We start from the raw sequence: 10,545 nt of genomic DNA, 5'->3' as shown, positions 1-10,545 counted from the left end.
TAAGCGTTTTACAGGTAGGGGTTGATTCGGTCGGGGTAGGCGGTGGTGAGCTGGGCCAGGGCCTTGTTCCAGTCGGTGGTGATCTGTCCTTCGACGAGCTTGCCCTTGGCCCTGCGCTTGGATGCTGGCAGTCCTTTCTCCTTGTCGCGTTCTCGGGCTCGCTTGTCCACAGGTGTCGCAGATCGCCAGCCACAGCAGCTTGATCACCGCCTCATCGGAGGGGAAGTGGCCGCGGTTCTTGGAAACCTTGCGCAGCTGGTAGCTCGCAGTCTCGATACTGTTGGTGGAGGGGGTACCTCCCACGAAGTGGGGGAGAGATGACACGCCTGAGCATCGGAGGGAAGTCCAGGAAGGGAGTGAATCGCTCCCAGGCCCGCTCCCAGGTCGTCACCGTCTGGGGGTACTTGACCCCCATGTCGGACTCGGAGAAGTCGGTCAGAGCCTGCCAGGCGGCCTCCTGGTTCGGAGCGGTGCAGATCGGCCTTGAGAGCGGCCGCGACCTTCCGGCGGTCCCCGTAGGAGACGAACCGCATCCAGGGGCACGGATCAGGTGGACCACACAGGTCTGGACCGTGGCCTGGGGCCAGGACCGCCTGCGATCGCTTCGGGAAGGCCGGTGAGCCCGTCACATTCCCCCGCGCGCTTCGCTCCCGTGCGGGAGGTGCCCCCTCTACGATCAGGACGTCCTTGACGCCCCTGTTGGCCAGCTCAGCGCACACGAGCCGCCCTTGAGGGAGGCTCCCTCCCCGGGCCCGGGGCCCAGATACTTAAGCCACGTGCTTGACAGCCGTCCATCCCTCGCCCCGACCGCGATGTGAGCCGAGCGGGAGGCGACCCGGTGAACAGGCGCGGACCATCGGCCCGAATCGCGCCCGTGGTAGACCACCGGGAAGAGGACTCCTCCAGCGGGCGGCGCTGCCACTCCAGGACAGCATCGGCTACCGCGTCGGTGATCCTCGAAATGGTCCCCACGCTGAGCGCCCACGCTGAGCGTGGAGGCCAGGTGGTGCTGGATATCCCGCACCGTCATTCCACCGGCGCATCAGGCCTGGTGATTCACACGCATCGAGGCCGCCCCGGTCGGCGCTGGCCCATGGCGCTACCCGGGCGCGGGGTGAAGGTCCCGACCCGGTCCCGGGGCACCACAGGTCTCAAAAGGGCCCCATCCTGACGAGTCCACCGTCTTGGACGTGGTTCCGTTTCTGGCGTTACCACGAGCCTGGGAGGTCGGCTCGCCCCTGTCGTAACCCAGGTGCTCGCTCAAGCCAAGCGGCCAGGCCCCTCTCCAAGGCCTCCCTTGGTGCAGTGCCGGCAGCAGACCATCAGTCCCGGTCATGCTCACCTGCCCGGCACCAGCTCTGCTCAAACAAGCCATCCACAGCCCCAGCCGAGCGCAGCTGGCCGACCACATCCCGACCACCAGCAGAAGCCCTGTTGTCATCATCAGTAGCAGTCATCAGTGTCAGTCCTTCCACAAGGGCTTACACAAACCATTGAACAGGCTCCCCCATCGCGGAGGCCTTCCAGGCCGCCCACGGCATCGAGGACCTCATCATCGTCGCTGACGCCGGCATGCTCTCGGCCGCCAACCTGACGGCCCTGGACGACGCGAGGCTGCGGTTCATCGTCGGCGCCCGCACCACCCGGGCCCCAGGCGACCTGGAGGCCCACTTCCACTGGCACGGGGACGCCTTCACCGACAGCCAGGTCATTGACACCATCACCCCCAGGAGGGGCTCCAGGAGCCAGCGCGACATCAGCAGTCGTCGTGAGCCGGTGTGGGACCCGCACACCCATCCAGGCTCATGGAGAGCGGTGTGGGCCTACTCCAAGAAGCGAGCGGCCCGGGACAACCAGACCCTCACAGCTCAGGCCAACCGCGCCCGGGCCGTCATCGCCGGCGAGAAGCGCCCTAAGGGCACGCGTTTTGTCACCGTCCATCAAGGCGATCAGGTCCTCGATGAGGCCTCCATCGCCAGAGCCCGGTCCCTGGTGGGCCTCAAGGGCTACGTCACCAACATCCCGTCCCGCCTGATGGGCGCCGGTGAGGTCGTCTCTTCGTATCACGAGCTGTGGCACGCCCGGGCAGTCCTTCCGGATGAGCAAGCACGACCTGAGAGCCCGCCCGGTCTTCCACCACACCCGAGACGCCATCGAGGCCCACCTGACCGTGGTCATGGCCGCCCTGGCCGTCGCCCGCTACCTCCAGGAGGCCACCGGTATCAGCATCGCCAGGATCGTGCGCGAGCTACGCAGCCTGCAGGAGGTCACCATCAACCTCAACGGCCACCACCTCGCAGCCGCACCACGTCTGACCGACACCGCCAACGACATCCTCACCGCCCTGAGCACCCCACCCCCGGCACACTAAGCGTCATGAGTCAGGAGGGGCACCCATGCCGACACCTCACCGGACAAGACCAATCTCAACACCCAGCTACCACAGTCCGTGACCGACGAGCTCGCCGAGCGCACCCGTCGGGCCGACGACGCCCTGCCGGAGGGGTCGTCGGCCCGGGATCGGGTGCGGACCTCGGTGCTGACCTATTTGAACTTCATCGCTGAGCGCTCCCCTGGCTGGGTGACCTACCAGGTACCGGCCGAGCACGACCCGGGCGATGAGGCGGCCCGGGTGAGGCGGGAGGCGCGAGAGGCGGCAGTGGCGGGGGTGATCGGCGGCAGCCGGGGCCACCGCGACGACTTCGCCTTCTGGGGCTACCTGGGCTTCCTCGACGACGCTTGCCTACGCTGGGTGCACGCTGGCTGCCCCAACGACCAGCCCCACAGCCTCATCGACGCTGCCCTGGGCCGCCTGGAAGGAGCCCTGAGCGACTGGAAGTAGAGGGGGCGGGCAGCCCACGATCGGACTGTCCGACCCCCTCTACCCTGCGAAGTCCCGGAAGGCGTCCGAATCCCGGAGTACACGACAAACGGCCAGCTTGATAGGCGGTACATGGTCGTCTTGCAAGTGGAGCCTCTGTAAGATGGCCAGGCAAGTCAGAGTTGCGACCGCTCCAGATCGGCATTCGGGCACGACAGCCAGCTAGCACGTCGACCACCGCCAACGACAGGATCGCGGCCAGACTGCGACACATATGCCGCCAATCCCTGAAACCAGCCACATCCTTGACGACTCGAGCCACGGCCTGCCGTGAGAAGGTAGTCGTGGGGTTAATAACATCCGCCTTTTAGACCTCCACAATAACCTTAATTTCACATCTCGAATCTTTATGCTGGTTTACGCATTGTTGCCCTATCTTCTGCGGCTTTTACATTGGTTCCAATAGTATTATCGATGTCCGTGAAAGCTTTTTGCGTCTCCGGCGACCCCTTCTTAACTGCATCATTTTTCCAGTCATGCACAGATTCACTTACCTCACTGGTAATGATCGGTGGAAGATTTACGACATTACGTCCGTCAGCATCCTTTTTTACCCAATAATCCCAAATCACATTTCCTTGCCCATCCTCACTCTTATACTTAAGTTGTTCATCTCCACCTGTTGGCAGTTCAGCTCCAGGGATCACGCCAGCCTGCGCGGCTTCAACATAAGCTTGAGACTGCATTCTATCAACTATTTTTTCTGGAGTAAGGCTCTGGACGTCAACATTTTTTCTTTTGCCTGACTCAGAATCAGGCTCATCCATGTAAGCATTAATTGTCTCGTTTGTCACGACCTGAGCGATACCAGCACCCGCCGTGAATCCTAAAGGAACGTTTCCTCCAGTGGCGACGGTAGCCGCCGCCCCTGCAACTACAAAGAACGCACCGCTTACAAGGTTAGCTGAAGATTTGACAGCAGCCTTGTGCTCAGCCGCTTCTTTCTCATTCTTTGCGTTGATATCATCCACTCTTTGCTGAGCAATTTTACTAAGAAAGGCATGATCAGCACTTAACTCACCATATTTGGCTTGGATACGTTCCAGGCTGACGGATCCGTCAGCTTTTCCAGCCTCCTCCTTGCCGTAAAATGCCACCGCAGCAGATACTGTTCTAGCAGCATCTTCATCATCCATGATATTATATAAAGCAGCCTTCATTGTTTCTTTTTTACCATCTGTTTCATCCATTCCACCTATTGGAGTAAGATTCAGATCTTTCCCACTCCCCCCATTCGCAATTTCATGGATCTCCTTTCTGCAGTTAGCAAGAACCACCGAAAGATTTTTTTTCATCTCGGGATGCTTGTCGAGCAACTGAGCATTTTCAGGGGAAGCTGCATACTCTACCGCACGCGCTGAAGCCCATGTCGACCGGGCTCCCAGTGTAGGGTCGTTTCGCAAGGTCGACGCTGACCGCATAACGTCCGTAAATTCAAAAATACTTCCATCGTCTCTATGGGTTCTGTTCTTAAGTTTATTCCATCGAGATTTACCCGCCTCCTCATTAATATTGCCGCTCTCATCTGTAGGTGCTAAATATTTGGCGGAAGCTTCAGGATTCCGTGCCATCGCACACATAACTCCTGACAAAGGATCGTGCGCTCCGGGAATATCGTTAGGATTATCCATAGTGCGTTCCGTTGGCAGCGGACAGTCTTCAAGTATGCCACCGAGGTCAACCAAGAAGGTGGTACCAAACCTAGGACCATTAGCTGCATCCTCGCTGCGAAGTAGTCGATTAAGAGCTCCGACGCGCGAATCTTGTTCGTGATCTTCTTTCTTGGCTGCTTCACCAAATTGCTGAGCTAATTCGCGTCCTCTCCCCTCATCTTGTGTAGCTGTAGCCAGCATACGCGAGAACCGCGGCGTAGCAGAATCGTTCCCAGTTATCCTAACTACCGAATTTTTCATTAGGTTGTAGTATTTTAAATACCCTTCTGCGCCCCCACAGTAAGAAATATAACTATCGGCGTATATCGGATTGTTTTCGTTTGCTTTCATATCCTCCAATATTTCATCGACAGAACGACCCGTTCGTTGACTCCTGCCGTCTTTAGAAGATGTTGCTTCACCCAGCTCGTCACAATCTTTCTCGGCCTTATCTTTAGCGTCAATGTTATACTTCTTTACATTCTCCGGATTGTCTTCTACATCCTCAGGAAGATAGTAGGTATACTTTCCATCCGAATTTTTTTGGACAGCGAATTCTAGTCTATCTTTGAGTCCTTTTGCTATTTCATTTAAGCTCACTGAAGATAGCTCGATCTGGGATGTCTCGCTTAGATATGTTTCCGTCTCGGGCACGGGAGGAGTTGTCCACCATGTCGTGAGTACGCTATGCACATTTTTGCGTTGGCTACGCACACTTTCAACCCATTCATCTAATCCTTCGGCGAAAGCGCCCACTTTTCCACTATCTATAGTAACTAACACCATTACCGACCCCTTTGTTTAATCAAATCAATTATAACTAGCGTTGACATTCACGCACAGCATTCAGCGTTCATCACAATAGTTCCCGACACTCAAACATCCTTTGACGATTCTCAAGTTAGTCAAAACGGCAGATTATCATTGTCTTGCAGAAATCGACATCACCAATCCCACTTATTCATCGCATCGTCGCTATCCTCTGGCACGTCAGGTTCGTTGTGGCTGGCATACGTGGTATCGATGACCTCTGTAAGTTCACTCATATACTTACGCATGTTGGCTACATAGGATTTAATTTTGTCTTCCTCCTGACTCGCGTATTTCGATGTCCACCCTTCACTCAATCCAGAGGTAAACTCGCTAACCGCTCCAGGATCTCCTGCTGGCGTAGGGAGCGGCGGTGGCGCTCCTGCCGATTTAGGGCTTTGATCTAAAGCGCCTTGAAGTTTGACAGCCTGCTCTTTGACAGCCTCGATTGCTTTCTTTCTTTTATTTTCCGCCATGTCATCAACATCCGTTCTTAGCGCAAGCGCAACCTTCGTGTGCAATCAAAACAAGTAAGTGTGTTAGGCGGCCATTCAATGATTTCTCCTCATGCATTTTCTACCTCATCGTTTTCAGATCAGTGTTCGGCACCTGCACCCACAACCAGCCACCGGCCGTCACCATGACACCCCGGCCCTTGGGAACCGCGCCCCCGGTGGAACGAGGCAACCTCGCCGACAGATACGTCCCATCCTCAGAGGACCTAGGCGCCAGAATCAGACCCGTGCGAGTCTTACGCACCTGCGCCACCACGCCCCGGTACATACCCGCCACCTCATCGATTCCGCAGCCCACCAGAACACCGCCATTTGCATCCCGGCACGTCCTCAAATGCTCCTCAATCACGGACCCGAGCGCATGATCGCCTCCCATAATCTCGAAATCGTCAATAACAATAAGCGTGTTCTCAGGCTCATCCTTCAAAAGAGCCTTGAGCTCATCAGGCTTGGACTCCAGACCCAACCGTCCTAGAACCCCGTCACGTCGCTCCAGGGCGATCAGCGGCGAGCGTCGCGGCAGCACCAGCACCACGCGCGTCCCACCATCCAGCGCCCTCTGCGCACCGAACATGAGCGCCGTCGAGCGCCCGGAGCGCCGCGGCCCGGCCACCAACACCCCGTTGCCGATCTCGTCCATGGACACGGGGATGAGCCCCAGGTCGTCGCCGCCCACGGCCAGGGCGATATTCCCCGGCGCCAGCGGCGGCCCGAGCTCGAGCGCCTTGTCCTCGGAGATCGCCACCGGGAGCTCGTCCACGTGGCCCGCGGACAGCGCGCGGGGGATCTCTCCCCATTTCTCGTGGCTGAGCCGCCCCGCCTCCTGGATCGCCTCCACCTGGGCGGTTCCGTCGACGTCGGCCGTCAGAAGCGCCAGCTGCACCTCGCGGGGCCTGGGCCCGCTGCGGAAGGCCCGGCCCTGCGGCATGGTCAGCGGCACCTCGCGCGCCCTCATGCCCACCAGGTCGAAGTCGTCCGGGGATGGCATCCGCAACAGCAGCCGGTCCTCCAGCAGCATCCCGAACCGGCCCCGGAACACGGTCCTGTCCCCGGCGATCACCACGCGCAATCCCACGGCGGGCCCCTCGCGCATGAGGCTCTCCACGCCCTCGATGACGGCCCCACCATCGACATTGTCGAAGGTGGCCGTGAAGTTGTCCCACCGGTCGATGAGCAGCAGCAGGTAGGGCAGCCGCTCCGCCTCGGCCGCCTTGGCCCGCTGCTCGGACAGCGAGGCGAAGCCCTGGGTGGCCAGCAGCTGCTGGCGGCGCGCCACCTCCCGGCCCAGCAGTCCCAGCAGGCGCCGGACCCGGTCCGGCTGGTCGCGGGTCGTCACCGCCCCCACATGCGGCAGCGCCAGGCACGGCAGCAGCGCCCCGTTGCCGGCGTCAATCCCGTACATGTGGACCTCCGCGGCCGAGGCCGCGCGAGCCACCGCCACCGCGATCCCCCGCAGGACGCTGGAGCGCCCCGAGCGCGGGGCGCCGGCGATCCCCAAGTGACCGGCGCGCGTGTAGTCCCAGGTCATGGGCCGCTGATCCTGCTCTGCGGGCAAGTCCTCCAGCCCCAGGGGCAGGGCCGGTAGGAAGCCCTCTGCGCGCGAGTCCGTTCCGAGCTCCTCCATCCGCTGCTCCACCTCATCCAGGGTGAGCAGCCCGGGCAGCGGCGGCAGCCACGGGCTGTGCGGCTTCTCCTTGCCCATCGCCTGGTAGGCGGCCCCCATGGCGTCCACGAGCGTGGCCAGGTCCGTGGGGATCGCGGCGTCCTCCTCCACCTCCGGGGGCGCCTCCTCCGGCCGGGAGAGCTCGTCCAGGGTCAGGGTCGCCGAGCGCAGCGCGGCCCGGGGCAGGGCGCCCCGCGGCCGTCCCCCCACCCGGGAGGACTGGAACTGGCGCAGGCTCGCGTGCCCAAGCCGGGCGTAGGCGCGTCCCGGGATCGACGGCGGGATGAAGGCCGAAGCGGCCGCCTCGATAACGTCCTGGGAGTCGCTCTCATCCGTGACCCGCAGGGCGATGCGCAGGTTCGTGTTCGACTTGATCTCCGCCGAGACGACGCCGGCGGGCCGCTGCGTGGCCAGCACCAGGTGCACCCCCAGGGATCGCCCGCGCCGGGCGATATCCACCAGGCCCGTCACGAAGTCCGGCAGCTCGGACACCAGTGCGGCGAACTCGTCGATGATGATCATCAGCCGCGGCATCGGCTCGTCACCCGGGGCCATGGCAGCCACGTAGTCCTCGATGTCCTTGGCGTCGGCCCCGGCCAGCTGGTGCTCGCGCCTGCGCAGCTCGGCGCCCAACGATTCCAGGGCCCGGGAGGTCAGGTGCCCGTCGAGGTCGGTGACCATCCCCACCGTGTGCGGCAGGCGCGCGCAGTCCTTGAAGGCCGCCCCGCCCTTGTAGTCCACGAGCACGAAGGTCATGGCCTCGGGCGTGTTGCCCACGCACAGCGAGGCGATGAGCGTCTGCAGCAGCTCGGACTTACCCGAGCCGGTCGTCCCGGCCACCAGGGCGTGGGGGCCGTCGGCGCGCACGTCCAGCCAGAAGTCCCCTTCGGCGTCCTCCCCGATGACCGCCCGCGTCGTGCGGCTGCACCGCTGCCAGGCCGCCAGGACGGCGTCGGAGCCCGGCTCGGGCATGGGCAGGACATCCAGCAGCCGCGAGGCGGTGGGGATCGTGGAGTCCGCCCCGGAGGCGGAGACGTCGTGGACCGGGGCCAGGGCGCGGGCCACCCGCTCGCACCACCCGTCCGGCACCATGTCCAGGGTCACCCGCTCCACCTCCTCCACGTCGGTCTGGGAGACCGACGGCGCGGCGGGCCCTGTGGCCACCACGGCCCGGCACTCCTCGGGCAGGGCCGTGCGCTCCCGGTCGATGCACACCAGGCGCACACCGACTTCGGGGCCGCGGCGCAGCACCGGGATGAGGCCCGGGCGCAGTCGCAGGGCGTGCCCGCCGTCGAGCACCACCAGGACCTGCTCGTTCTCGGAGCGCCCGCTGCCGCGGTTGTCGGAGGCCTCCAGGCGCCGTTGCACCAGGTCAGCGAGCTCGCTGATGCGGCGGCCGACGCTCTCATCATCGACGCCGACCCGGGCCCGGGCGCCCGTCCCCTCCACGGTTGCGCAGGTGCGGCAGCCACCTCGCCCAGGCCCAGCGCCCCGCGGGGTTCTCGCCGCGCACCGGCTCCACCAGGAGCACCATCTGCAGCTCGGCCGGCGAGTGCAGTACCGCGGCCTGGGCCGCCAACCAGGTCGCCACCTCGTGGCACCTGTCCCCGCACACGCCGACGACGCCGAGCTCCCCCAGGTGCACGGTCACGGGAACGTCCGGGGCCGTCCATCGCAGCGGCTCCTCGTGCTTGGCGCGAGCGGGATCGTCCACCTCGACGTCGCTGGGCAGGTCCGCCACCCCCACCCGCAGATCCAGCCAGTCGGGGTCGGCGGGGCGCCTCTCCCACAGCTCCGCCCGCGGCCCGGTGGCGCGCAGCAGGAGCTCGGCCGGGTCCGGGGCGTCCGAGCGCCGCAGCCCCCGCTCCTCGGTGAGCGCCTTGAAGGCCGCGTCCTCGGCCTGATCCCGCTGATCCTCGTACTTGCGCAGGTTGTCCTTGTAAGTCTTCTTGTTGTAGGAGCGCCCCTGGATCTGGTTGGCGATCATCATGACCGGTGAGAGCACCATGAACAAGAGCGAGTAGATGCGCTTGGTGAGCAGGTACATCCCGGCTCCCATGACCAGCGGGGAGAGCATCATGGCGAACGGGAAGGGCGGCTTGCGCGGCTGCTCGGGCTCACGGGGCAGCGTGAACTTGGTGACCCGGATCGGGCGGGCCAGGCGCGGGGGACGGTTGAAGTTGATCGTCGGTGCGCCCGGGGTGGGTGAGGTCACGGCGTCGGCGGCGGGCACCGGGCTCAGGACCAGCAGGCTCTCCCCCACCGTGAGAACCGCCTTCTCCGGCCAGAGGGTCGCGCCCTTAAGCGGGCGCCGGTCCAGTTCCAGGAAATGGCGCTGGCCATCGGGTTCCAGGACCTCGCGTCCGCTGAGAATCGGTTCCGGCGCCTTCCCCTTGCGCTTGCGACGCTTCTGGCGGCGCCTCCGCTTGGAGGGCTTCTCGTCCTCCTTGGCGGCCAGGACAAGCGGTCCGGGCAGGGGACGACGGCGCGGAAGCGGGAGCGGCACCATGCGCTCGGCCACGCCCGGCACCGGGCTCAGGAATACCCGCCCGCCCTGGGAGACCGTCAGGTCGGCGATCTTCTCCCGCCCGGCCTCGCCCTCCAGGGCGATGTCCCCCTCGGGCCCGCCCAGGGTGTAGCCGCCCAGGCTCAGGCGGTGGACCGCGCCGGCCCCGCGTCCTGCGATGACGCGCAGCTCGACGACGCCGACCGGCTCGACGTCGTCGAGCACGGCCGCGCCCAGCCCTAGCAGCATGCCATTGCGGATCGAGCCCGAGCCGATGGGGGCCTGCGGGTCGAGGCGACGGGGACCGTGCCATAGCGACGATGGCGGGGCATCGACCGGTTCGCCGGCGCTGACCACCAGGCGGAGGGACTGCCCCGGTGCGCTGACGGGCAGGGCACGGTCCAGGGCGGCGGCCAGATCGCCGACCACGGCGTCCTCCGGGACCACGATGATGAGGTCGCAGGCGTCTGAAGCCTCCTCGAGGGGGCGCAGGACACTGATGAACAACTGCATGGTCG

Annotated in this window: 7 protein-coding genes and 1 pseudogene; 2 read left to right on the top strand and 6 right to left on the bottom strand. The window is 63.5% G+C overall.

Annotated features, from left to right (window positions below; genetic code table 11):
• Nucleotides 1-8 precede the first annotated feature (8 nt).
• Entirely contained in the window at nt 9-170 is a 162-nt protein-coding gene (locus tag HMPREF0975_RS17390) for a hypothetical protein (RefSeq protein WP_009233810.1), read from the bottom strand.
• Between the two features lie 41 nt (nt 171-211).
• Nucleotides 212-559 (bottom strand): transposase, encoded by a 348-nt coding sequence (locus HMPREF0975_RS17385; protein WP_083840809.1) that lies wholly within the window; start codon nt 557-559, stop codon nt 212-214.
• A 947-nt stretch (nt 560-1,506) separates the two neighbouring features.
• On the opposite strand from HMPREF0975_RS17385, the pseudogene HMPREF0975_RS13815 reads away from it, so the two are divergent.
• Nucleotides 1,507-2,371, top strand: a pseudogene (locus HMPREF0975_RS13815) (IS1634 family transposase); the annotation flags it as partial.
• Between the two features lie 78 nt (nt 2,372-2,449).
• Nucleotides 2,450-2,842 carry a hypothetical protein gene (locus tag HMPREF0975_RS13810; RefSeq protein ID WP_009234831.1) on the top strand — a complete coding sequence of 131 codons (393 nt, stop codon included), beginning with the start codon at nt 2,450-2,452 and terminating at the stop codon, nt 2,840-2,842.
• A gap of 386 nt (nt 2,843-3,228) precedes the next feature.
• On the opposite strand, the gene HMPREF0975_RS15830 is transcribed toward HMPREF0975_RS13810, so the two are convergent.
• The 4 genes from HMPREF0975_RS15830 to HMPREF0975_RS16920 form a co-directional block, all read right to left on the bottom strand.
• The gene (locus tag HMPREF0975_RS15830) at nt 3,229-5,319 is read right to left on the bottom strand and encodes a DUF6571 family protein (RefSeq protein ID WP_009234830.1); all 2,091 of its coding nucleotides are present in this window, start codon (nt 5,317-5,319) and stop codon (nt 3,229-3,231) included.
• A 158-nt stretch (nt 5,320-5,477) separates the two neighbouring features.
• Nucleotides 5,478-5,819, bottom strand: coding sequence for a hypothetical protein (locus HMPREF0975_RS15825; protein ID WP_156808324.1), 342 nt, complete (start codon nt 5,817-5,819; stop codon nt 5,478-5,480).
• Nucleotides 5,820-5,919: 100 nt separating this feature from the next.
• Nucleotides 5,920-8,970: an FtsK/SpoIIIE domain-containing protein gene (locus HMPREF0975_RS13800; protein WP_009234829.1), complete on the bottom strand. Its 3,051-nt coding sequence runs from the start codon at nt 8,968-8,970 to the stop codon at nt 5,920-5,922.
• The gene (locus HMPREF0975_RS16920; protein ID WP_009234828.1) at nt 8,930-10,540 is read right to left on the bottom strand and encodes a hypothetical protein; all 1,611 of its coding nucleotides are present in this window, start codon (nt 10,538-10,540) and stop codon (nt 8,930-8,932) included. The genes HMPREF0975_RS13800 and HMPREF0975_RS16920 overlap by 41 nt, the downstream gene beginning before the upstream one ends.
• Between the last annotated feature and the right edge of the window lie 5 nt (nt 10,541-10,545).

The organism is Actinomyces sp. oral taxon 849 str. F0330, assembly GCF_000239715.1.
Lineage (GTDB): Bacteria > Actinomycetota > Actinomycetes > Actinomycetales > Actinomycetaceae > Actinomyces > Actinomyces johnsonii.
This window is presented reverse-complemented; position numbering and strand designations above follow the sequence as displayed.

What these genes read in the sequence shown, in the direction of transcription:
- HMPREF0975_RS15830 (WP_009234830.1), bottom strand. Translation starts at nt 5,319, where the DNA reads ATGGTGTTAGTTACTATAGATAGTGGAAAAGTGGGCGCTTTCGCCGAA.
- HMPREF0975_RS15825 (WP_156808324.1), bottom strand. Translation starts at nt 5,819, where the DNA reads ATGGCGGAAAATAAAAGAAAGAAAGCAATCGAGGCTGTCAAAGAGCAG.
- HMPREF0975_RS16920 (WP_009234828.1), bottom strand. Translation starts at nt 10,540, where the DNA reads ATGCAGTTGTTCATCAGTGTCCTGCGCCCCCTCGAGGAGGCTTCAGAC.